At 39.5% G+C, this 24496-nt stretch carries 24 protein-coding genes; 14 read left to right on the top strand and 10 right to left on the bottom strand.

Translation table 11 applies throughout. The features are described 5' to 3' along the window. Positions 1-104: 104 nt before the first annotated feature. The 7 genes from tsaB (at position 105) to rnd (ending at position 7026) form a co-directional block, all read left to right on the top strand. Positions 105-812 carry a tRNA (adenosine(37)-N6)-threonylcarbamoyltransferase complex dimerization subunit type 1 TsaB gene (tsaB, locus tag LMH66_RS09695; RefSeq protein WP_229369649.1) on the top strand — a complete coding sequence of 236 codons (708 nt, stop codon included), beginning with the start codon at positions 105-107 and terminating at the stop codon, positions 810-812. Between the two features lie 63 nt (positions 813-875). Next, positions 876-1322: a hypothetical protein gene (locus LMH66_RS09690; RefSeq protein WP_102526253.1), complete on the top strand. Its 447-nt coding sequence runs from the start codon at positions 876-878 to the stop codon at positions 1320-1322. Next, positions 1315-2001, top strand: coding sequence for a M50 family metallopeptidase (locus tag LMH66_RS09685; RefSeq protein WP_229369606.1), 687 nt, complete (start codon positions 1315-1317; stop codon positions 1999-2001). The genes LMH66_RS09690 and LMH66_RS09685 overlap by 8 nt, the downstream gene beginning before the upstream one ends. 71 nt (positions 2002-2072) lie before the next feature. Beyond that, positions 2073-2942, top strand: a complete 870-nt coding sequence (locus LMH66_RS09680; RefSeq protein WP_229369604.1) for a class I SAM-dependent methyltransferase — start codon at positions 2073-2075, stop codon at positions 2940-2942. 66 nt (positions 2943-3008) lie between these two features. Next, positions 3009-3926, top strand: coding sequence for an alpha/beta fold hydrolase (locus tag LMH66_RS09675; protein ID WP_229369603.1), 918 nt, complete (start codon positions 3009-3011; stop codon positions 3924-3926). Between the two features lie 234 nt (positions 3927-4160). After that, the gene (gene fadD / locus LMH66_RS09670) at positions 4161-5834 is read left to right on the top strand and encodes a long-chain-fatty-acid--CoA ligase FadD (protein ID WP_229369601.1); all 1674 of its coding nucleotides are present in this window, start codon (positions 4161-4163) and stop codon (positions 5832-5834) included. A 79-nt stretch (positions 5835-5913) separates the two neighbouring features. Continuing rightward, the gene (gene rnd, locus LMH66_RS09665; protein WP_229369599.1) at positions 5914-7026 is read left to right on the top strand and encodes a ribonuclease D; all 1113 of its coding nucleotides are present in this window, start codon (positions 5914-5916) and stop codon (positions 7024-7026) included. A gap of 182 nt (positions 7027-7208) precedes the next feature. Here rnd and minE read toward each other — a convergent pair whose 3' ends face one another. Genes minE through minC form a run of 3 tightly spaced genes read right to left on the bottom strand, consistent with a single transcriptional unit; the run spans position 7209 to position 8975 of the window. Further along, on the bottom strand, positions 7209-7469 hold the full coding sequence (minE, locus tag LMH66_RS09660; RefSeq protein ID WP_102526247.1) for a cell division topological specificity factor MinE: 261 nt from the start codon (positions 7467-7469) through the stop codon (positions 7209-7211). 2 nt (positions 7470-7471) lie between these two features. After that, on the bottom strand, positions 7472-8281 hold the full coding sequence (minD, locus tag LMH66_RS09655; RefSeq protein WP_102526246.1) for a septum site-determining protein MinD: 810 nt from the start codon (positions 8279-8281) through the stop codon (positions 7472-7474). Between the two features lie 28 nt (positions 8282-8309). Further along, positions 8310-8975: a septum site-determining protein MinC gene (minC, locus tag LMH66_RS09650; protein ID WP_102526245.1), complete on the bottom strand. Its 666-nt coding sequence runs from the start codon at positions 8973-8975 to the stop codon at positions 8310-8312. A gap of 120 nt (positions 8976-9095) precedes the next feature. Here minC and LMH66_RS09645 point away from each other — a divergent pair, with 120 nt between their 5' ends. From LMH66_RS09645 to LMH66_RS09635, 3 genes are all read left to right on the top strand, one after another. Next, on the top strand, positions 9096-9374 hold the full coding sequence (locus tag LMH66_RS09645) for a YcgL domain-containing protein (protein WP_102526244.1): 279 nt from the start codon (positions 9096-9098) through the stop codon (positions 9372-9374). Positions 9375-9558: 184 nt separating this feature from the next. After that, on the top strand, positions 9559-10533 hold the full coding sequence (locus tag LMH66_RS09640) for a lytic murein transglycosylase (protein ID WP_229369597.1): 975 nt from the start codon (positions 9559-9561) through the stop codon (positions 10531-10533). A 42-nt stretch (positions 10534-10575) separates the two neighbouring features. Continuing rightward, entirely contained in the window at positions 10576-11016 is a 441-nt protein-coding gene (locus LMH66_RS09635; RefSeq protein WP_102526242.1) for a YcgN family cysteine cluster protein, read from the top strand. 110 nt (positions 11017-11126) lie between these two features. On the opposite strand, the gene dsbB is transcribed toward LMH66_RS09635, so the two are convergent. Next, complete coding sequence (gene dsbB / locus LMH66_RS09630) at positions 11127-11642, bottom strand: disulfide bond formation protein DsbB (protein WP_229369594.1); 516 nt, start codon at positions 11640-11642, stop codon at positions 11127-11129. An 83-nt stretch (positions 11643-11725) separates the two neighbouring features. Further along, entirely contained in the window at positions 11726-13312 is a 1587-nt protein-coding gene (nhaB, locus tag LMH66_RS09625; RefSeq protein WP_229369592.1) for a sodium/proton antiporter NhaB, read from the bottom strand. A gap of 446 nt (positions 13313-13758) precedes the next feature. Here nhaB and fadR point away from each other — a divergent pair, with 446 nt between their 5' ends. Continuing rightward, positions 13759-14490, top strand: coding sequence for a fatty acid metabolism transcriptional regulator FadR (fadR, locus tag LMH66_RS09620; RefSeq protein WP_102526276.1), 732 nt, complete (start codon positions 13759-13761; stop codon positions 14488-14490). A 97-nt stretch (positions 14491-14587) separates the two neighbouring features. Here fadR and LMH66_RS09615 read toward each other — a convergent pair whose 3' ends face one another. The 4 genes from LMH66_RS09615 to sodB form a co-directional block, all read right to left on the bottom strand. Further along, positions 14588-16150: a SpoVR family protein gene (locus tag LMH66_RS09615; RefSeq protein WP_229369590.1), complete on the bottom strand. Its 1563-nt coding sequence runs from the start codon at positions 16148-16150 to the stop codon at positions 14588-14590. A gap of 10 nt (positions 16151-16160) precedes the next feature. Next, on the bottom strand, positions 16161-17432 hold the full coding sequence (locus LMH66_RS09610; protein ID WP_102526238.1) for a YeaH/YhbH family protein: 1272 nt from the start codon (positions 17430-17432) through the stop codon (positions 16161-16163). A gap of 66 nt (positions 17433-17498) precedes the next feature. Next, entirely contained in the window at positions 17499-19433 is a 1935-nt protein-coding gene (locus LMH66_RS09605; protein WP_102526237.1) for a PrkA family serine protein kinase, read from the bottom strand. Positions 19434-19765: 332 nt separating this feature from the next. Further along, entirely contained in the window at positions 19766-20350 is a 585-nt protein-coding gene (sodB, locus tag LMH66_RS09600) for a superoxide dismutase [Fe] (RefSeq protein ID WP_102526236.1), read from the bottom strand. A 235-nt stretch (positions 20351-20585) separates the two neighbouring features. Between sodB and LMH66_RS09595 the strand changes: the two genes are divergently transcribed. Beyond that, positions 20586-20927, top strand: a complete 342-nt coding sequence (locus tag LMH66_RS09595; protein WP_102526235.1) for a Grx4 family monothiol glutaredoxin — start codon at positions 20586-20588, stop codon at positions 20925-20927. A gap of 129 nt (positions 20928-21056) precedes the next feature. Here the strand turns inward: LMH66_RS09595 and LMH66_RS09590 are convergent, their stop codons facing one another. Next, the gene (locus LMH66_RS09590) at positions 21057-22292 is read right to left on the bottom strand and encodes a uracil-xanthine permease family protein (protein ID WP_102526234.1); all 1236 of its coding nucleotides are present in this window, start codon (positions 22290-22292) and stop codon (positions 21057-21059) included. 207 nt (positions 22293-22499) lie between these two features. Here LMH66_RS09590 and LMH66_RS09585 point away from each other — a divergent pair, with 207 nt between their 5' ends. Together LMH66_RS09585 and hda are read left to right on the top strand one after the other, a co-directional pair. Continuing rightward, entirely contained in the window at positions 22500-23594 is a 1095-nt protein-coding gene (locus LMH66_RS09585) for a DUF2066 domain-containing protein (protein ID WP_229369588.1), read from the top strand. A gap of 143 nt (positions 23595-23737) precedes the next feature. Further along, complete coding sequence (gene hda, locus LMH66_RS09580) at positions 23738-24448, top strand: DnaA inactivator Hda (RefSeq protein WP_102526232.1); 711 nt, start codon at positions 23738-23740, stop codon at positions 24446-24448. Positions 24449-24496 lie beyond the last annotated feature (48 nt).

Below are 24496 nucleotides of genomic sequence, written 5' to 3'. Positions count from 1 at the left end.
TAGAATAACTACACTACAAAGTCTCTGCCTTGTATAAATGGCCAACAACTCGCTGCAAAAACAACCATGAAAGATCAACAGGCCCTAGGGTTAACAAGGCTTACATGACTCAAATTGATTCAGATTTAACAATACTTGCATTAGATACTTGTACAGAATCTTGTTCTGCGGCTTTAATTAAACAGCAGCAACGATTTAGCCGCTCAGCGAATGCACCAAGAGAGCACAGTCAGCGTTTATTGCCAATGGTTGATGAAGTATTAAAAGAAGCCGAGATCAAAATTGCAGATGTAAACTTGATTGCATATGGCCGTGGACCTGGGAGCTTTACCGGGATCCGTATCTGCACAAGCATGACGCAAGGTTTAGCCCTAGGACATGATATTCCTGTTATTGGCATATCGACGTTAGCGACAATGGCACAAATGGCCATTGACTCAGCTGATGCAAAACAAGTTTTTGTCGCTATTGACGCTAGAATGAATGAAATTTACTGGGGTCAGTTTATTGCAGTCGACGGCATTGCGACTTTGGTTGACGAAGAGTATGTGACCAACCCAGATAAAGTCACGCTTACGTTAGATTCTAAGCAACAAATTATGCTTTGCGGCACAGGCTTTGATGCTTACCCAGATTTGTTAGCTGAAGTTGATTCAATCATCATGACAGATATTAAACTTCCTGATGCTGAAGCTATGCTTAAGTTAGCTAAGGTTGGTTTTGAGCAAGGTTTATCTACGACAGTTGATGATTTAGCACCAGTTTACCTTCGGGATACTGTGACTTGGAAAAAGCTTCCTGGCAGAGAATAACCTAGGTTATCATCACATTTTGAATCTGTGCACGTGAGTTAATTAACCAAAGGAGGACAATTTATGCAACCAGCTATGCAATCAACTATGCACTCATCAATGCAATCATCAATGTATTCGGCCGTTCAGCCATTGTCTTCCTATAACCCTTTCTCAATCAGTAATGGTTCGGCGCCTCAGGCTATTAAGCCAAACGCTTCAGCTCAAGTAGATGCTGTTAGTGATATATCAGCCATTAAAGCGCAATCAAAAACCAACGCTGCAGTTAATAACGTTAATCAAAATGATGGCCAACTTGTTCCGGATAATGAGCAAGTGCTTTATTTTGATGAGTCAGCGATAAAATCTGCTGTTGATGCCAAAGTACAATATGATCAACAAACATCAAGTCATGCTCATCAGCATCATTCTCAAGGCAGTGAAGGTGCAATAAAAGAATACCTGCTCAATCAGCACGCTGCTCAACGGGATCAAATTCAACAAATGGTGGGCATTGATTTATATGCATGAACCTAAGCCGAAAAGCTTATCTGCTATTCCGTCCAAAGGGTTATTTTTTCTAGAACTTTTTGTGGCATTCCTTATTACCAAATTGCCTATTATTAGTATCCCATTTAAATGGTTTGAAAGTTACTTTCATGAAATTTCTCATGGAATAGCCGCTATTATTACCGGTGGTATGGTTAATCAAATCCAGTTATTTCCAAACGGTGCGGGCTTGTGTTTCACCCAAGGTGGCTTTGCGCCATTAATCACCTTCAGTGGCTATTTTGGCGCTGCGCTTTGGGGATATCTTATATTTTTATTAGCCACATGGCGCGCCGGAATCCGCTTTACTTTAGGTTTACTAGGCTTAACAGTCGTGGCATCTATTGTGTTTTGGGCGCGAGATATACTCACCATTGGTATTCTCATTTCTCTGGCAATGTTTTTATTACTGCCGCTTAAATTTGACCATAGTGCCTGGTTGAATAGTTTATTGCGTATTCTCGGTCTTATGATTGTGCTCAATGCCATGACAAGCCCTACGGTATTATTTGGGCTATCTACTCAAGGTGATGCAGCTAAGCTTTCTCAGCTTACTTGGTTGCCTTCTTGGCTCTGGGTCATCATGTGGTTGGTGTTTAGTTGTTTTATGTTATGGATGTGCTGGCGAAGAGTTGACGACAAAAAGCCAGAAACAGTTTAGAGTGATCAACTTAGCAACATTTGCCGTATCAGTTACTGATTTTAAAAGACAATTTCTTCAGGGAGAAGACAATGAAACGTACGTTACTATTAACCACTGCGCTGGGATTAAGTACACTAGGTTTAGCCACAGTCAGTAGTAGTGTCATTGCACATGACCATGCAAGCAGCGAAAAAGTCCAAGCAGTCAAAATTAACCCACAACTTGCAGCAGCCGTTGCGAGTGAATTTCGTAGCGAAAAAAATGCTGCACGTGATGAATATCGTAATCCAGCTGAAACTCTCGCGTTTTTAGGTATTCAACCAGATGATACCGTTATTGAACTATGGCCAGGCGGTGGTTGGTATACTGAAATTTTAGCGCCTTACTTAGCTGAAAAGGGCAAGTACATTGGTGGTATTTTTGAGACTAACCCGAAAGAAGATACTAAACGTACGCAGTACTATGCTAAATCGGGCAAAAAATTTGAAACTTGGTTAAGTGACAACAAAGAAGCGGTAGGTAATGCTTCAACCGTGACTTTCCAGCCTCCTGCATCAGTTGATTTAGGTATCGATAAAAGTGCTGATTATGTACTGACTTTCCGAAATCTTCATAATTGGGCTGGTCAAAAACAGCTAGAAAACGCGTTCACTGCATCTTATAAAGTGCTTAAAGATGGCGGAATATTTGGCGTTGTTGAACATCGAGCAAACCCAGGAATGTCGTTTGACAGTGGCTACATGGATCAAGCTGAAATGATTGCATTAGCTGAAAAAGTGGGCTTCACTTTGGTTGCTGCATCTGAAATCAATGCGAATCCAAAAGACACTAAGGACTATGCGAAAGGCGTATGGACATTGCCACCACGTTTAGCCCTAGAAGATCAAGATAAGCAAAAGTATCTTGATATCGGCGAAAGCGATCGTATGACACTTAAATTTGTCAAAAAAGCTAAGTAATCTTTTAAGTTAAGTGATCGTTTAACTAAAATACGTATTTGTATTTAGCAAGATAAGAAGTCTGAAATGAATGAGTCAATTGCAAAATCGCAGCAGTATGAGGATGTCGATTTTCAATTGGCTCATATTCGTTTAGCCGCCAAACGTTATGGCGATAAAAATAAACCGATATTACTCGCGCTACATGGTTGGCTAGATAATGCTGACAGTTTTGTGCCATTGGTCAACGCATTTCAGCAGCTTAACCTATTCAATGACTTTCAATTGATTGCGATAGATTGGCCGGGTCATGGCTTTTCACAGCATCGTCCTGGGCATTATCCACTGCATTGGATAGATTACCTTTATGATTTAGATGAGTTGATGACAAAGCTAACTAGAGAGCAACCAGTCACAATCATTGGTCATTCACTCGGCGGTATTGTTGCAGCAGCTTATAATGCTGCTTTTCCAAACAAAGTCACTCAACTAGTGTTAATTGAAGCTTTGGCGCCTTTATTTGAGTCTGTTAAACATTCAAAAGAGCGACTCACTCGCAGTTTTAAACAGCACCATCGATATAATCAAGCAGTGCTGCAACAATCTAAGCAAGCCCAAGAACCCAATAGGCAATTATCCATTGAACGTGCAGTCAATGCCCGTCATCAATTAACTGGCATGGACAAACAGTGGTGCGAGTTAATTATTAAGCGTAATCTTGAAATTAAAAATCAGTGTTATTGTTGGAAAAGTGATCCGCGTTTAAAGCTTGATTCACCTTATAGATTAACCTTTGAACAGGTTGACGCTTTAATGAGCGTCAGTGACACACCATGCCTATTAATATTAGCCGAACAGGGCTTTAAACAGTTAAAATTAGCTTTGCCTCAAGCAACATTGTGGTTTAACGATTTAACTGATGTGCAAATAGAAGGGGATCACCATTTGCATATGGGCAGCGCGGACCAAGTTGCTAACACGATTAGAACATTTATTCTAAATTAAGCCTTTAGCAGTGCAAAATCACTAGGCTTTTTTTTTCATTTATGTGATTATGGTCTAAATTTAAACGGTCGTATGATTTTTTGTATGGCTGAGAATAATAATTAACAATAACGTTTTTACTGTCGCTAGTATCAATAAAAATAATTTACGCTAGCTTAAGATGCAGTGTTTTTGACACCGTTATTATTGAAGCCATTGCTTCATAGCATGTGTCAGGATAAATAGGAGAAACTTGTGGACCAGCCTTGGATAAATAATCTACCAGAAAACGTACCGGCGGAAATTGATACTAACCAATTTACTTCTTTAGTCGATATGTTTGAATCTGCAGTATCAAAGTATGCTGACCAACCTGCATTTATTAATATGGGGGCGACATTAACTTACCGTAAGTTAGAAGAAAGAAGTCGTGCATTTGCAGCCTATTTACAAAATGAATTAAAACTTGAAAAAGGTGACAGAGTCGCCTTAATGATGCCTAACTTATTGCAATATCCGATTGCATTATTTGGCGTATTACGTGCTGGTATGGTTGTAGTTAACGTCAATCCGCTTTATACCCCACGTGAACTAAAACACCAATTAGTCGACTCTGGTGCCAAAGCCATTGTTGTCGTATCTAATTTTGCACGTACGTTAGAAGAAGTGGTTGCTGAAACGCCTGTAGAGTCAGTGATCATTACTGGTCTTGGAGATCAACTAAGCGCACCCAAACGTACATTAGTTAATTTCATTGTTAAATACATCAAGAAGATGGTGCCAAAGTATGATTTGCCTCATGCACTTTCTTTTAGGCAGTCATTAACTAAAGGTCGCCGCCTGCAGTATATTAAACCTGAAATTAACGCTGAAGATTTGTCATTCTTGCAATACACAGGTGGTACAACTGGTGTATCTAAAGGGGCAATGCTTACCCATGGCAATGTGTTAAGTAACGTTTTACAAGCTAATGGCGCATATTCACCAGCGCTTAAAGACGGCACAGAATTTGTTGTTACTGCATTACCGCTTTATCATATTTTCGCATTAACGGTTAACTGCTTATTGTTCCTTCATAAAGGCAGTAAAAACTTATTAATCACTAACCCTCGTGATTTACCCGCTTTTGTGGGCGAACTTAAAAAGTATCCTTTTACTGCGTTAACTGGGGTAAACACCTTGTTTAATGCCTTAGTCAATGATGAAGATTTTAAGAATCTAGATTTTAGTCGTCTAAAATTGTCAATTGGCGGTGGTATGGCGGTGCAAAAAGCGGTTGCTGATAAATGGCAGAACATTACTCAAACCCGCTTACTTGAAGGTTATGGCTTAACTGAAGCTTCACCATTGGTTACGTGTTGCCCATATAACCTTGATGGTTACAATGGATCTATTGGTTTCCCTGCACCTTCAACGGACATTCAAATCCGTGATGATGAAGGCAAGGTGTTAGCACAAGGTGAGACCGGTGAATTGTTTGCTAAAGGTCCTCAGGTGATGAAAGGCTATTGGCAGCGCCCTGAAGAAACAGCTAAAGTCATTGATAAGAATGGCTGGTTAGCGACAGGGGATATCGGTTACATGGATGAAAAGGGCTTTTTCTTCATTGTTGACCGTAAAAAAGACATGATCCTCGTTTCAGGGTTCAATGTATTCCCTAATGAAGTTGAAGATGTCGTTGCATTGCACCCAAAAGTGATTGAAGTTGCTGCTGTTGGCGTACCAAATGATGCCAGTGGTGAACTAGTTAAAATATTTGTTGTTGCTAAAGATAGCAGTTTAACTGATGCCGATATTATTAAGCATTGTCGTCATCATTTAACAGGATATAAGGTACCAAAGCTGGTAGAATTCAGAGATGAGTTACCAAAATCCAATGTAGGTAAGATTTTACGACGAGAACTTCGAGACGAAGTTAAATCAGCGTAAAGTAGAGCCGGCAATAGCCGGCTTTTTATTGCATCTCATTTATGCTTACATTGGCGCTAAGTTAATACTGGAGAGAATTTTGTTATCGTTTGAATACATTAGCGACCAAGCAAGCCTTGAGCAATTAGTCGCTCAATACCAGCAAAGTGAGTTACTGGTATTAGATACCGAGTTTGTCAGAACAAGAACCTATTACGCTAAGTTAGGTTTAATTCAAGCATATGACGGTAAAACGTTGGCTTTAATTGATCCAGTTGCTTTACCTGATTTAAGTTGTTTTTGGCAGTTATTATCCGATCCGAAGATCACCAAACTAGTCCATTCGTGCAGTGAAGATTTAGAAGTGTTTGCCCGTTATGGTCAATGCCAGCCATCGCCGTTATTTGACAGCCAAATTGCAGCCAGTTTATGCGGTTTAGGTCATGGTGTTGGTTACGCAAAATTAGTGCAGCTGTTTTTAGACATTGAAATTGACAAAGGCGAGTCGCGTACTGACTGGATGAAACGTCCGCTAACAGATGCGCAGCTTCAATATGCAGCCAATGATGTTTACTACTTATATAAACTTTACCCAGAACTGTTAGCTAAAGTCACTGAAGCTAAAAGAATGGATTGGTTACTTGAGGAAGGTGAGCGCATGACTGACGGGCGCTTAACGCCGCCTAATGAAGAGCTTGCTTATTTAAAAATCAAAAACGCATTTCAGTTATTCCCAAAGCAGTTGGCATACTTGAAAGTGTTAGCGACATGGCGATTACAAAAAGCGTTAAAGAAAGACTCAGCGCTTGGCTTTATCATTAAAGATCATGCGTTGATTGCGCTCGCTAAAAAACAGCCTAAAACGGTAACTGAGCTGAATCAGTTAAATGATTTAACGGATCATGAGAAACGTTTTCATGGCAAAGAGTTAATCAAAATACTGCAAACAGCAGACTTAGAAAACTTACCTGAAGCCGTTGACGTTATTGCACTTAAGAATGGTTACAAAGCATCATTTAAAGAAGTTAAGGTGATTTTAGCGGCCATTGCTGAAGAAAAAGAAGTAGCAATTGAGTTTATTGGATCAAAACGTTTGATACATGAATTCTTGCTATGGCTTCATCATAAGAAACAAACGCCAACGCCTTTGTTATTGTCGGGCTGGCGCGGCAAGCTTGTTAATGAAGCGCTTGATAATATCAAATTTGGATAAAATTTCCTGTAATTGACTGTGTCAATTGCTATAAATCGAGTCAATAAAAAAGCCTAGATAATCCAATGTTATCTAGGCTTTTTTTATGCATATAAATCAGATACTGACTTACTCATACGACTAGCTCATACGATTAGCTCATTCGAGCGTTACATCATAAGACCATCAATATATGCCTAAGGTTACTTACCGTCAGGTAGGGTAACATTGAGCTCTAATACTGAGAGTTTGTCATCATTTTGGTCAAGTTGCACTGACACTTGATCTTCAGATATTTGTACATACTTACGAATGACTTCAATGATTTCTTGCTTCATTTTAGGGAAGTAATCAGGCGCATCACGCTCGCCGCGTTGATGGGCGACAATTATCTGCAAACGCTCTTTTGCTGTAACAGCAGTATTCGGTTTTTTATTGCTTCTGAAATAATCGAGTATTGACATAATTAGCTACCAAAAATCCTTTTCAAGAATCCCTTTTTCTCTTCAGTAAGGAACCTAAACGGCACTTCCTCACCAAGTAAACGTTGTACTGTATCAGCGTAAGCTAAACCTGCGTCGCTTTCGTCATCGTTAATGACAGGAATGCCTGAGTTCGAGGCTTTGAGTACAGCTTGCGACTCAGGAATAACCCCCAATAATTTGATGGCTAAAATTTCAGACACATCCTCAACACTGAGCATCTCACCTGTTTTAACTCTAGCAGGAGAATAGCGAGTTAGTAATAAAAACTCTTGAATTGGTTCAAGATTTTGTTCAGCGCGGCGAGAACGGCTCTGCAACATACCTAAGATACGATCTGAATCTCGTACAGAACTCACTTCTGGGTTTGTGGTTACGATAGCGATATCTGCAAAATAAAGTGCCATCATTGCACCTTGTTCAATACCCGCTGGTGAGTCACAAACAATGTAATCGAAATCTTTGCTTAATTCGTCAAGTACACCGCCAACGCCTTCTTTGGTTAATGCATCTTTGTCACGGGTCTGGGAAGCAGGAAGAATAAACAGTTTGTCGCAACGTTTATCTTTGATGAGTGCTTGATTTAGATTCGCTTCACCATTAATGACATTGACAAAATCATAAACAACACGGCGTTCACAACCCATAATTAAATCAAGGTTACGTAAACCGATATCAAAATCGATTACGACGGTTTTTTTGCCTTTTAATGCTAAGCCGGTTGCAATCGCAGCGCTTGACGTTGTTTTACCAACGCCGCCTTTACCTGATGTGACAACAATTATTTGTGCCATTTGTTATTATATCCTTTTAAGTTGCCAACTATTGAGGCAATGATTCAACCATGAGTGTATCGCTAGTTAACCGGATGCAACCTCGCTGATCGCTACAATGCTGCTGCAAATGTTCTGCTAGCCAATATTGCCCAGCAATTGAAACTAACTCTGCATCGAGTGAGTTTGCAATGATAATACTGTTTCTATCACCAGCAGCTCCTGCCATAGCTTTACCGCGTAAAGCGCCATATATATGAATGCTACCATCTGCAATGACTTCAGCACCATTACCGACAGCACCAAAAATGATTAAATCGGCATTTTTTGCATATATTTGCTGCCCAGAACGCACATTTTGTTTAATGATTTTGGTTTCTTTTGTCGGAGCTGGCATGTTTTTGGCTTGTTTGCCTGATTTTACGATGGCTAAGCCTAATGTTTTAGCCTGCTGACTAATGCTTTCATTAGCAGATGTTACACCAACTATGATCAGTTGGTTATCAGTAAGAAGTTGTTTTAATGCAGCGAGATCAACATCATGACTTTCAATTGCGCTTAAATTTAAGATTAAAGGCGCACCAATGAAAAACTGGGGTGCTTGAGATAACTTAGTATCTAAATCAGCAGCAATGGCGTTAAAATCATGTGTATTAATATGAAGTACTGAAAGAGTAAAAGATGTGGCTTTCAACTCAAGACTTTGTGTGGCCATCCAGGCGTTAATCTCCAAAAATGTCAGTATGAGAACTGAATTGCAATAATTTATTAATTGTCCATGTTATAGTGTGCGTAGTTGACTATCAAGCAAGAAACAGAGGAATTTAACCCCAAAATGATATGTGCCGTATATAAAAGTAGCCGAAAACTTGATACCTACTTATTTGTTGAGAAACGTGATGTTTTTGATGCTGTTCCAGAACCTTTAATGAAAATGTTTGGCACGCCTAAGTTGGTCATGTTGGTTCCATTGTCTAAAAGAGAAGAACTTGCGATGGCTGATATCGAAAAAGTCAGATCTGAATTAGCTGACAAAGGTTTTTATCTTCAGTTACCACCACCGGTGACAAATTTATTGGATGAGCACCGTAAAAGTTTAGGGCTCAGTGATTAAAGTCGCTTATATTATAAGTGATGATTTATTTTGGAATATTGGTTTGTTTTGAATTCCAGTTTGTATAAGATAATATCTTGATTTTATGTGGTTATGTATTGGGTATTTCGACGTTAACACAAATGTGTTAACGTTAAGTTAATAAGAACAAAAACAGCAATAATGAGTTAATTTAGGACAATTTATGATTGGGAAGATCATTTCATCTGTAATAGTAACTTTTTTTACTATTAATTTTGCATATGCTCAACAGAGCGTCAGTTTTGATGATTACTTAGCTACATTAAAAGATAAAGCCTTGCTTGCTGGTGTATCACAGACCACCATTAATGAACATTTTTCAAAAATTAAAGTGTTTAAGCGTGCTACTGCAAATGGTTCTAACAGAACAATAAACCTTGAAAGTTACATTCCTCAAAATGCACCAGAAATTACTGTCAGCACAGCCCGAGCAATGTTTAAAGAGCAACATGAATCGCTAATTGCTTTAGGTGACCGTTACGGCATTCAGCCGCGTTTTTTAGTTGCCTTATGGGGGATGACCTCAGAATTTGGTGAGCAAAAAGGCAATTTCCCAATTCTATCTGTAACAGCATCTAATGCATATTCAGGCAACAAAGAGCAATTTTTTGTTGATGAGTTTATTGCAGCGTTAAAAATTCTGGATAGTACCCAAATACAATATGAACAACTTATCGGTTCATCAACAGGTGCCATGGGGCATATGCAATTGATGCCTTCGCAGTATTTACAATACGCTCAAGATGGTAATGGCGACGGATTAAAAGATATTTGGAATAACCAGTTTGATGCTTTTGCAACTGCCGCTGCGATGTTAAAAGATGCTGGCTGGAAAAATGATGAGACTTGGGGCCGACAGGTGAGCTCAATAAATCCAATAGACAGCTATATGGTTGGCACTGAATATAATGAGACATTCACTGAATGGCAAAAATTAGGTGTTAGACGTTATAACGGTAATGACTTACCTAAACGTGATGATATGCAAGTATCATTATTAATGCCTGATGGTGACAAAGGTCGTCAATATTTGGTTTATAATAATTTCCGCTTATTACAAGCATGGTCAGTTAAAGAACATTTTTTACTCACTGTAACTTACCTTTCAGAACGAATTAAAAATCCTCCAATCAATTAATGGTACAATGTCGGCAATTTAACGCTAATGCTGTATTGAACTATGTCATTTTGGATTGAAAAAAAACTGCACGAATTAACCACCGTACAATGGGAATCATTGTGCGATGGTTGCGGTAAGTGCTGCTTAAACAAATTAATTGATGATGAAACTGAAGAGTTGTATTACACCGATGCTGCTTGTCATTTATTAGATGATGAATCATGTAATTGTCGTCGTTATCCTGAACGTTTTAAATACGTACCAGCATGTACAGCCATTACGGTTGATAATGTCGCTGAATTGACTTGGTTACCTGATTCTTGTGCTTATAAACGCCTCAATGAAGGCCGAACGTTACCAAGTTGGCACCCGCTTATTACGGGCTCTAAAGACGCTATGCATGCGGCGGGGATATCAGTAAAAGGCAAAACCATTAATGAAAAACGTGTCCGTGATGTTTTTGACCATATTGTACTTTGGCCTTTAAAAGACATCGATTAGTTTGCATCGAAAATCGTTATAATACCCAACAAAAAGCACTCAATGATGAGTGCTTTTTTGTTGGGTATATAGTGTACGAGCTCAGTTAGTACATTAACAAATACTATTCACTATTTTGTCTTAAGCGGTTTGATTGCAGGGATAAGCATCACTGCTAGTACAATGAGATAAATAACAAACGTCACCACCATCCACTGCGCCATACTGACTGACAAAAATGTCCACGGATCATCACTACACATCCCCGTAGGTGAGAAAACCGAAGGAAGCCACTCATCAAGAGGCATCCAAGCTGGAAATTCAGGAAAGAATGAGCAGGTAGAAAAAGGCGAAGGGTCAACTTGTAACTCATTTAATTCAAGGGATAACTTAAGTCCCCATGCAGCGCTTACGCCCCAGCCAATTAATCCTATAAAACGCGTTAACCAAAACTTAGGTGCTAATGCGCCAAACACGCCAGCAATAATTAACCCAAGTACAGCGACTCGAACATAAATACACATCACACAAGGATCGAGTTCCATGATGTATTGAAAGAATAGGGCAGCAGCTTCAAGCCCAATGGCTGAAAGCAATAAAATAATCCATGCAGCGCGCGAACGCGTAAAATGTTGTAAACCAGTCAAATCAATCTCCTGTCGATTTATGACGATAAAAAAACACCCTCGAATGAGGGTGTTTTCTAAAGCAACGTTAAATCATATCAGTATTAATGTCCAACAGAGCTGCCAAGAACTTCTTTTGCAGAGTGATGGATAATAATTTGATTATCGTAGAAGTACTGGGTTGATTCCGTTAAGAACCCAGATTCAATCATAACAATACCAACGATAGACAATACGATTGTGTATGGTAACGCCATCCATACCATACGACCGTATGACAGTCTCACTAACGGTGCTAGAGCAGATGTTAATAAGAACAAGAATGCAGCCTGGCCGTTTGGCGTTGCAACAGATGGTAGGTTAGTACCTGTGTTAATGGCAACCGCAAGTAAATCAAACTGATCACGAGTAATTTGGCCATTAATCAGCGCAGCTTTTACTTCGTTAATATAGACCGTGCCAACGAATACGTTATCACTCACCATAGACAGTAAGCCGTTTGCGATATAGAAGATCACTAACTGTGCATTACCTTCAAAGCTCAGTGCCCATTGAATCACAGGCGCAAACAAATGTTGGTCAATAATGACGCCGACAACAGCAAAGAATACAGCTAGTAAGGCGGTAAACGGTAGAGCTTCTTCGAAGGCTTTACCTAGCTGATGTTCATCAGTAACCCCATTAAAAGCAGTGGTTAGAATGATGACAGATAAACCAATTAAACCAACTGATGCTAAATGGAATGCAAGACCGATAACTAACCAAACGCCGACAAGTGCTTGAACCAGCAGTTTCATCTTGTCTGCTTTGGTACGGTTTTTATCTTCGTAATCGGAGTAATCGCTTAAAATTCTATGCACGGCATCAGGTAGCTGGGCACCGTAACTGAACCATTTAAACTTTTCGACGATAAAACATGTGGTGATACCGGCAAAAAATACAGGGATTGTCACAGGCGACATACGAATAAAGAATTCACTAAACTGCCAGTGTGCTTGCGCTGCAATGATCAAGTTTTGTGGCTCACCGACCATCGTACACACACCGCCTAATGCAGTACCAACACCGGCATGCATTAATAGGTTACGTAAGAAACCACGAAAAGCTTCTAGCTCTTCGTCATTCAATTGTTCGCGAGTTTCAGAGGTATGGTCATGATCGCTGCTAAAGTCTTTACCTGAAGCGACTTTGTGGTATATCGAGTAAAAGCCAATAGCGACAGCGATAATAACTGCAATAACCGTTAGTGCATCTAAGAAAGCGGATAAAAATGCAGACGAGATACAAAACATCAACGAAACAACAATTTTAGAGCGCACCTTTGTGATCATTTTAGTGAACACAAACAGGAGCAATTGCTTCATGAAGTAAATACCGGCGACCATAAAGATCAGTAGTAGTAATACTTCTAGGTTTGCTTCAATTTCATGTAAGACTTGTGCAGGCGAAGTCATGCCGATAATGACAGCTTGTATCGCTAATAGGCCACCAGGTTGAAGTGGGTAACACTTTAACGCCATTGCGAGCGTAAAAATAAATTCAATGACAAGTACCCATCCTGCGATGAATGGACTGACAAAGAAAAATAAAAGTGGATTGATTACAAGAAACGATAATATTGCATATTTGTACCATCTTGGGGAATTGCCCAAGAAGTTACTAAATAATGCAGCACCAGGGGTTGACGGCATAATAGCCTCTCCAGTTGTGAATTTGATAAGTGAACTTTTGAGGAAGGAATCTGACAGACAAATCGTAGCCGAAATGAGAGTTTGTAAGATAAAACCGATTCGACAGTGCTTAAACTATGTTGTTTATTAGCTACTTATCATCAGTTTAATCAAGTTGATACAATTATTTCTTAGCGCTTATTATTTGTATTTTCAAAATTCGTTAGTTGTGCCACTAACTTACATCCATTTTGTTTGGCGCGTAGTTTAGCGCAAACTTTTTATATTGTAATGCGATAAAACTTATCCTTCGACAAAAAGGTAACCAATATAACTATTGGCTCACAAAGTTTTTGCGACTTGTATAATTAATCGCCGTTGGCGCATCTAAATCGATTGTTTAACGATTCACAATGGTGTGAAATGACATGACCTCTGGTATGATCAGTTCATTGGGTAACCACGGGATGTTCAAGTTGACAATTATCAATGCAAAAGGTCCTGCAAGTTTTGCAGAGAAGTATATCGTTCGTTCGATATGGGAAAATAAGTTTCCACCAGGTTCAATTTTGCCTGCAGAACGCGAACTTTCAGAATTAATTGGTGTAACAAGAACCACGTTACGCGAAGTACTACAGCGTTTAGCTCGTGACGGTTGGTTGAAAATACAACACGGTAAACCAACTCAAGTTAATAACTTTTGGGAAACCTCAGGACTTAATATTCTTGAGACAATAGCGGATTTAAATCCAGACGGATTTCCGTTACTTGTTGATCAGCTATTATCAGCAAGAGCCAATGTTAGCGCGATATATTTTCGCGGTGCGGTGCGCAATAACCCTGAAAAAGCACAAGAAGTATTAGCAAAAATACACCAACTAGAAGACAGTGCTGAAGCTTATGCGGAATATGATTATGAGCTGCATCATGCTTTGGCATTTTCGTCGGGAAATCCATTGTATGTCTTAATTCTTAATGGATTTAAAGGTTTATACAGCCGAGTAGGACGTTATTACTTCTCGAGTCAAGAAGCTCGATCTATCGCATTAGATTTTTATAAAGCATTAGAGAAATTGGCGATTGATGGTAAGTACACTGATGTTCCTGCGTTAATGAAGACGAATGGTATTAATAGCGGCATTATGTGGCAAAAACTGCGTGATGATATGCCTGCTGAAATCGCACAAAATGATAAATAAATGCGATTAATATAGCCGTTACATCTTTGATATTGATATAAAAAAACCAACCTGACAGTTGGTTTTTTTATGCTACAAACTTACGTAAGTAAAACAACTACAGAGTGGTCATTTTTCCTTCTTCGTTAGGAGCAGGGCATTGGGCTAGTTTTACGATTTTTCCATTCGCATCAAGTTGCTCAAGGCTAACATCAAATCCCCATAGACGATGTAGATGCTTCAAAACTTGCTCATTACTTTCCCCTAAAGGTATCCGTTTATTAGGCACATAGCGTAATGTTAATGAACGGTCACCATTAATATCTACCCGTTGAACTTGGATGTTGGGCTCAAGATTAGAGAGGTTATACTGTTGTGATAGTTTCTCACGGATCAAATGATAACCGCGGTCGTCATGAATGGCAGATACCGACAATCTGTTACAGCTGTCGTCATCGAGAATACTGAATAATTTAAAGTCCCGAATAACTTTTGGTGACAGGTATTGGCTAATGAAACTTTCGTCTTTAAAATTTTCCATGGCAAAGGTCACCGTGGTAAGCCAATCACTCCCGGCAATATCAGGAAACCACTTTTTATCCTCATCAGTTGGGTTTTCACAAATGCGTCTAATATCGATAAACATATTAAAGCCGAGTGCATAGGGATTAATGCCACTGTAATAGGGACTGTTATAGGCAGGCTGTGCGACAACGCCGGTGTGGCTTTGTAAAAACTCTAACATAAACCTATCAGTCACCGTTCCTTCATCGAACATGTGATTGAGTATGGTGTAATGCCAGAATGTGGCCCACCCCTCATTCATCACTTGGGTTTGTTTCTGAGGGTAAAAATATTGCGCCATTTTTCTCACTATGCGGACGATTTCTCGCTGCCATGGCTCTAATAATGGCGCATTTTTTTCGATGAAATATAAAATATTTTCTTGTGGCTCATCGGGGAAATTAATGCCTTCGTCTTGCTTGTGTTCATCAGGATTCTTAGGAACTGTACGCCATAAATCATTCACTTGGCTTTGTAAGTAACTTTCACGATCTTTTTGGCGCATCTTTTCTTCTTTAAATGACACTTCAGCAGGGCGCTTGTATCTATCAACGCCGTAGTTCATTAATGCATGACAAGAATCGAGTGTTAGTTCAACTTGCTCAACACCAAACCTTAACTCACATTCATGAATATAGTTCTTGGCGAAAACTAAATAGTCGATGATTGAACTGGCGTCAGTCCAAGTTTTAAAGAGGTAATTATTTTTAAAGAAGCTATTATGCCCAAAACTTGCGTGGGCCATCACTAACGCTTGCATTGTGATAGTGTTTTCTTCCATTAAATAGGCGATACATGGATCGGAGTTAATTACGATTTCATAGGCTAAACCCATTTGACCGCGACGATATCCTTGCTCGGTTTCAATGAAACGTTTACCGAAAGACCAATGTGTATACCCTATAGGCATTCCGATCCCCGCATAAGCATCCATCATCTGCTCAGCTGTAATCACTTCGATTTGATTGGGGTAACTGTCTAGCTTATAAAAAGCTGCGACTTTTTCAATTTCTTCCATGTAGGTTTCAAGTAATGGAAAACTCCAATCAGGACCGTCATCTAGTGGCATTTTTTTATTATCGTCAGCTTCGGTTGAATCAATATTTTCTGCTGTCATTGTGTTCTCCTTAGCTTGGCTGCTTTTTGAATAATTCACGGAACACGGGGTAGATATCATTAACCTCTTTAATATGTTGTACAGCGATATTGCCAAACTGCTCTTGTAAGGCTTCGTATTCTCGCCAAAGCGTTTGATGCGCGCGTCGGGTGATTTCGATATAACTGAAATAACGCGATACTGGTAAGATTTTATCAGCTAATAACTGTCTACACGCTGGGGAGTCATCAGCCCAATTATCGCCATCAGATGCCTGTGCAGCATAGATATTCCACTCTTCGGCGGGGTAGCGTTCCTGTTGAATTTCATGCATTAAATTTAGTGCACTTGAAACAATGGTACCGCCTGTTTCTTGGGAATAGAAAAACTCATGTTCGTCAACTTCTTTAGCTTGAGTATGATGACGAATATAAACCACTTCTAAATTTTTATAGGTTTGAGTTAAAAACAAATACAACAGAATGTAGAAACGTTTTGCCATATCTTTAGTGGCTTGATCCATCGAACCTGACACATCCATTAAACAAAACATCACGGCTTGGCTTGATGGCTTTTCTCGTTTGGCAAAATTATTAAAACGTAAGTCAAAGCTATCTATAAAAGGCACACTGTCGATTTTTTTCTGTAAATCTTCTATTTGTTGTTTCAAATCCATGATGATTTCAGCTTGCGTACCTGGGGTATTTTCAAGCTCATTTAATGTGGATTTAAGCGCTTTCAGTTGCTTCTTTTTTCCGGCCGTCATGGCGATACGGCGGGCGTGAGACGAGCGAAGCGACCGAACAATATTAATGTTGGCGGGGACACCGACATTAGTAAAACCAGCACGATAGGTTTCAAATTCAACCATTTGCTTCGCATTGGTTTGCTGAAGATCTGGTAGGGCTAAGTCTTCAAATAATAATTCTAAGTATTCATCATTTGAAATTTCAAATAGAAATTCATCTTTGCCTTCACCAGAATTTGAAGCTTCACCTTCACCACTGCCATCACCAGCTCCGCCACCTTTAGGACGTTCAATTTGATCGCCTTGATTAAATTGGTCGTTGCCAGGGTGAACACGCTCACGGATCCCACCTTGTCCTTGGTGAAAAATAGGCTCGCTGATATCCCGAGTGGGGATACTAATTTTTTCGCCTTTGTCGATGTCAGTAACACTTCGGCGGGTAACAGCGTCGCTTACTGACTTTTTAATTTGTTTTTTATAACGTTCAATAAAACGTTGTCTGTTAACCGTGCTTTTGCCCTTTGCATTGAGGCGTCTATCTATAAAATTTGCCATACACAACTCCTAATGGACTTTGACCTAATACCGATTTATCGTAATACAGGTCAAAGTGAGCAAGATTTATGACGATTTACGCACTCTCAAGTACCATTCAGACAGTAACCTAACTTGCTTTTGGGTATAGCCTTTTTCCATCATTCGATTGATAAAGTCATCGTGTTTTCGCTGATCATCAGCAGATGTTTTAGCGTTAAATGAAATTACGGGTAGCAAGTCTTCAGTGTTGGAGAACATCTTCTTCTCGATAACAACGCGTAGTTTTTCGTAACTGGTCCATAATGGGTTGTTACCTTCATTATTGGCTCTAGCACGTAATACGAAGTTAACGATTTCATTACGGAAATCCTTGGGATTACTGATCCCAGCAGGTTTTTCAATTTTTTCAAGTTCTGCATTAAGAGCTGATCTATCAAATAATTGTCCTGTTTCAGGGTCACGGAATTCTTGATCTTGGATCCAGAAGTCTGCGTAGGTGACATATCTATCAAAGATATTTTGTCCGTATTCAGAGTAGGACTCTAAGTAAGCTGTTTGAATTTCTTTCCCGATAAATTCAACATATTTAGGGATGAGGTATCCTTTCAGGAATTCTAAATAGCGTTCACTCATTTCACTTGGAAATTGTTCTTGTTCAATTTGTTTTTCTAAGACATAAAATAAATGGACGGGGTTAGCAGCAATCTCTGTGTCATCAAAATTAAATACCCGCGATAAAATCTTAAACGCAAAACGAGTGGATAACCCTTGCATGCCTTCATCTACCCCAGCGTAATCTCGGTACTCTTGGAATGACTTAGCTTTGGGATCAGTATCTTTCAGTGTTTCACCGTTATAAACACGCATTTTTGAATATATTGATGAATTTTCAGGTGCTTTTAAACGTGACAAGATACTAAACTGAGCAAGGGTTTCAAGGGTACCTGGTGCACAAGGCGCCGAAGACAGTTCAGAATTACTTAATAGCTTTTGATATATTTCAATTTCTTCTGATACACGTAAACAATAAGGCACTTTGACGATATACACTCGGTCTAAGAAAGCTTCATTGTTCTTATTATTTCTAAAGGTCGTCCACTCAGACTCATTCGAGTGGGCGAGGATCATGCCATTGTAAGGCAGTGCAGATAACCCTTCTGTGCCGTTGTAGTTACCTTCTTGAGTTGCAGTTAATAGTGGATGAAGCACTTTAATCGGCGCTTTAAACATTTCCACAAACTCCATCACGCCCTGGTTTGCACGACATAACGCCCCAGAGTATGCATAAGCATCTGCGTCATCTTGTGAAAAATGCTCAAGTTGTCGTATATCGACTTTACCTACTAAAGCAGAAATATCTTGGTTATTTTCATCACCAGGCTCAGTTTTCGCAATAGCTGTTTGATCTAAAATTGAGGGGTAGACTTTAACCACTTTGAATTTGCTTATATCACCACCAAATTCATGCAAACGCTTCACGGCCCATGGAGACATGATAGTTTTAATGTAACGAGTTGGAATATTATATTCATTTGTTAATAGCTCACCGTCTTCATCTGCATCGAATAGGCACAGAGGACTATCATTTACAGGGCTACGGACGCCATTAGCAGTTAAGATGAAGATCGGTACTTTTTGCATCAGTGATTTGAGTTTTTCAGCTAGCGAAGACTTACCACCACCTACAGGCCCAAGTAGATACAAGATCTGTTTCGATTCCTCTAAGCCTTGTGCTGAATGTTTGAGATAAGACACAATTTGCTCAATTGATTCTTCCATACCGTAAAAGTCTTTAAAGCTAGGGTAGTGGGTAATAAGACGATTTGAGAAAATACGACTCAACACCGGATCTTTCGAAGTGTCGATGGTTTCAGATTCACCGATGGCCAGTAGCATTCTTTCTGCTGCAGACACATATGCACTTCTATCTTCTTTACAGATTTCGAGAAATTGCTGTAATGAATATTCTTCATCTAGCTTTTGTTCATAACGTTGTTGGTAATGTTCGAATATGCCCATAAGAAACCCCTTGAAACTTAGCTGAAAGAAAGTGATTGATAGCGCATTTTTAATGACTAAAACTGAAAATAATTTCCATCATTTCTTGTGTGTAAAAACCATTTACTAGGTTAAGTCTAGGTCAGAGGTTTGATATTTGCGAGGTGGGATAAATAAAAACTTCAATAAAAACAAAGATAAACAGTTGCATTTGCAACTGTTGCAAAAGTGGAGTTATAAATAAGTGAATATTGCGAACAATTTTGAGAATCAGAAACTATCCCAATTTGAGTAATAAAAAAGGAGCCATAAGGCTCCTTTTGTCTCATCTCATTTGTACCTAAATAGGTAGATTAACCAGCGAAGTTCGCGTTAACGAAATCCCAGTTAACTAATTCCCAGAACGCTGCCATGTAGTTAGGACGAACGTTACGGTAATCAATGTAATAAGCGTGTTCCCAAACATCAACAGTTAACAATGAAGTCACTGATTCGTCAGTTAAAGGAGTTGCTGCATTGCTTGTGTTCACGATTGAAACTGAACCGTCAGCATTTTTTACTAACCAAGTCCAAGCGCTACCAAAATTGTTAACTGCAGAATCAGTGAACTTAGCTTTGAATTCTTCAAAAGAGCCGAATGCTGCATTGATTGCATCAGCAATGGCACCAGTAGGCGCGCCGCCAGCGTTTGGTGCTAGGCAGTTCCAGTAAAAAGTGTGGTTCCAGATTTGAGCTGCGTTGTTAAACATGCCACCAGTTGAAGTTTTAACAACTTCTTCTAATGTTTTGTTGGCAAATTCAGTACCTTCAACAAGACCATTAAGCTTAACAACGTAAGTGTTGTGATGCTTACCGTAGTGATATTCGATAGTCTCTTCAGAAATGTGTGGTGCTAGTGCGTTCTTAGCATATGGTAATGCTGGTAATTCGAAAGCCATTATTATCTCTCCATGGACATAGGTTATCGTTTTTATGAGTACCACTTAGGCATCATTGCTCTGCCGACATTGTACTTAAAATTTTTGTGATGTGAATCATTGTTTGATGAATAATGTCGATAGACGCAATCTAAAAAAGCTATTTTTATTATAACCCTACAAACTGTGGGATTTTGTTATTGCCCTAGCTCTTGTACAATGGGTGTAGATTATTAAGTTGCACTTAGGAATTACAATGGAAACAGTAGACAAGATCAAACAGCAAATCAGTGAAAACCCAATCATCGTATACATGAAAGGGTCACCAAAGTTACCAAGCTGTGGTTTTTCATCGCAAGTTGCACAAGTCATGATTAACTGTGGTGAGCAGTTTGCATTTGTTGATATTTTACAGCATCCAGATATTCGTGCTGAATTACCAAAATTTGCTAATTGGCCAACTTTCCCACAATTGTGGGTTGAAGGTGAGCTAATTGGCGGTTGTGACATCATCACTGAAATGTACCAAAAAGGTGAGTTACAACCAATTATCAAAGAAACTGCTGATAAGTTTCGTACAGAAGAAGACGCTGAATAAGCCCTTTTTTATCGCCAATGATTATTAGCAACAGAGCCAGATGCTAATACGATTAAAGCGTATTAAAAAGCCCTAACAATTCGTTAGGGCTTTTTTATTTATGTAGAATTTGTTTAATTGGTTAAGTACTTAATGAGCACTTTCCTCAGTGTCTTTAATTGTCTTTGGCAGAATAAGATTCATTAAAATAGCCACTAACCCACATAAACTGATACCAGTTAAACTAAACTCACCAATACCAAACGCCATCCCGCCAATACCAAAGACTAATGTAACCCCAACAATACTTAAATTTCTTGGTTCATTTAAATCGACTTGATTACGGATAAGAGCATTAAGGCCTACAGCTGCTATAGAGCCAAACAGTAAGCACATAATGCCACCCATTACAGGTAGGGGAATGGTTTGCATTAACGCGCCTAACTTGCCAATGAAGGCTAGCGTAATGGCTGTTATTGCTGTCCATGTCATTATCCGAGGATCGAAGCTTTTAGTAAGCGTGACAGCGCCAGTAACTTCAGAATATGTCGTATTAGGTGGGCCGCCAAAAGCTGATGCGGCCATTGTTGCAATGCCATCGCCTGTTAAGGTGCGGTGTAATCCTGGCTTTTTAAGATAATCTTTACCGGTAACATTGGAAATGGCGAGAAGGTCGCCGATGTGCTCAACTGCTGGCGCAATCGCGACAGGGATCATAAATAGTATGGCTTGCCAATGAAATTCAGGTGCAACAAAGTTTGGCACTGCTAACCATGGCGCTTGGTTAACTGCTGTAAAATCAACAATACCGAACGCCATACTAAGGCCATAGCCAACGAGTATCCCAGCCAGAATCGGCATGACTTTTAAAATGCCTTTTGCAAAAACAGCAATTGCTACAGTGGTCGATAAAGACATAAGTGCAATAAAGAGCGCGATATTTTGATCGACTAAAACGGCGCTGCCGTCCCCAGTTTTACCCAGTGCCATATTAACTGCCATGGGAGCGAGTCCTAGACCAATAATGATGATGACGGGGCCAACGACTACTGGCGGCAGTAATTTATGGATAAAGCCACTGCCGTTAATTTTAACTAACGCACCCAAAATGACATAAACAAAGCCTGCGACCATTAATCCGCCCATCGTGGCGGGTATTCCCCAAGTTTGAACCCCGTACATAATGGGGGCAATGAAAGCAAAGGATGAAGCCAAAAAAATGGGCACTTGTCTTTTAGTGATTACTTGAAATAACAGTGTGCCAATACCTGCGGTAAACAATGCCACGCTGGTATCTAAACCACTCAGTAAAGGCATCAATACTAATGCACCAAATGCGACAAATAACATTTGCGCACCTTGCAATGGGATGAATAAACGTTTCATGTGTAGATAATTTTCCATTCAGGTATAAATTAAGCTGTAAGATAGGCCAATAATCGTTAAATGTCTGTAATGTAAATCAAGTTTAAGTCTAGATTTAGCATTATTAGTGGCAAATCTTGCTTGAAAATTGGTTAGGCAATGTAATTTTAGAAGCAAAATTAATATGCTACACTTCGATCACTTTCATCTATTGCTGCTTATTTTCTTATGCTAAAAATATTTTTACAAATCATTGTTATGAGTGCGCTATTCAATTTTTATAGCCCTAAAGCGATTTCTGCAGAAATCGGCCTTTTAGATGAGGCTGATATTGTTGTCACGTCTAGAGATCGAGCTGAGCGACAAGCTGCGTTGAAGACTGCTTTGTCTGCGGTATTTGTAAAAAACTCGGGTCTGCCATCTGTATTAGAACACCCGTTGGTTAAAGCACAAATCAATAAGCCTGAAGTACTGCTTACTCAATACGGTTACAGTGAAGTTGATAATGAACTGATATTGAAAGCGAACTTCGACCATAAACGAATTATTTCTACGCTACGTCAAGCTGAACTTCCAGTTTGGGGGCGTCAACGTCCTCTAACTTTATTGTGGCTATCAATTGAAGATGAAGGTGAGCGCAATATTTTATCTGATGCCTCAGAGCTCGATACGCGTTCACAGATTCATTTAGATTCAAGTAACAAAGGTATTCCTGTTATTTTGCCAATAATGGATTTAGATGATGTGATGAAAATAAGCGTATCTGATGTACGAGGCATGTTTACTGACGTGGTTGCAGAAGCATCTACTCGTTACCGCGCCGATTACTTTGCTGTTGCTGACATGGATAAAGTGGGCGGTTTTGTACGTTTTCAAGTGTCACTATTTGATAAAAGTAATAAAGGTGGATTAATGCAACCTTTGATTCATCAACAAGCTGAAGTGTTGGATTACCAACAAGCTACCGATCAGATTTTAAGCACCTTGGCTGAATACTTTGTGAGCCAATATGCTTTTGCGGACAGTGGCAATAGCGCAGAAACCTTGCTGTCTCTATCAGGAGTACAGAGCATGGCTCAATTAGTTGAAATTGAAGCTTACTTAAATCAGTTGAGTGCGATTAAAACAGTCAGTTTAAGTCAGTTTAAAGCTAATACGGTAACCTATAAACTTGAGTTATTTGGTGATGCTGACGATTTACAAAAACTTTTGAACATCAACAAGCGTTTAACTGAAAGTACTTTTGTCGAACCAGTTATTGAACAAGAATCAACGGAAGTTTCACCAGAACAGGTCACCACGCTCTACTACCAGTGGCATTAGTCGCTAGTTTTCTAGCCAATAGAGACGTGATCACGATCTAACTGATCACAGTTGAATGAGTTAGGCTAGTTAAACAACAGCAGACACTAAAACGATTGTGTTATACTAACTGTCGCTTGTTTACATTATTAGAGAATTTTTGAGTGACCCAAAACTCACCAAAACAATTATCATTACCCGTATACTTACCTGACGATGAGACTTTTCAAAGTTATTACCCAGCCATGGGTAACGATGAGTTGATTCAAAAGCTTCAAGCTGCTGCAGAAGGTAGCTTAGCGTCAAGTTTATACTTATTTGGCCCTGAAAAATCTGGCCGAACGCATTTAATGCATGCTGCTTGTGCTCATGCCAATGATCTCGATCGTCGTACCTTATATATTCCCCTAGGGATCCATGCCAGCATTTCTCCTGCTCTTTTTGAAGGTGTTGAGTCACTACAATTAATTTGTATTGATGATATTGATGCTATTGCTGGTCATCCTATTTGGGAAGAAGCATTGTTTCATCTATATAACAGAGTGACTGAACAGGAAGATTGTCGTCTTATTGTCAGTGGTAGTTCGTCGCCAACGGAAGCGGGTTTTGCCTTACCTGATTTAATCTCTCGTATGCAGTGGGGGTTAATTTATCAGCTACAACCTATGGCGGATGAAGAAAAGTTAGTGGCTCTGCAGCGAAGAGCTGCAATGCGTGGCTTACAATTATCTGATGAAGTAGGGCGCTTTTTATTAACTCGAATGGCACGTGATTTACGCACATTGTTTGATGTACTTGATAAACTCGATAAAGCCTCTATGGTTCACCAGCGTAAACTCACAATTCCCTTTATCAAAGAAATGCTTAGGTTGTAAGCTGTGCAGATTATTTAAATAAAAAAGCCACCTTAGGGTGGCTTTTTT

The sequence above is a fragment of the Shewanella sp. 10N.7 genome (assembly GCF_020806285.1).
Taxonomy (GTDB): domain Bacteria; phylum Pseudomonadota; class Gammaproteobacteria; order Enterobacterales; family Shewanellaceae; genus Shewanella; species Shewanella electrodiphila.
This window is presented reverse-complemented; position numbering and strand designations above follow the sequence as displayed.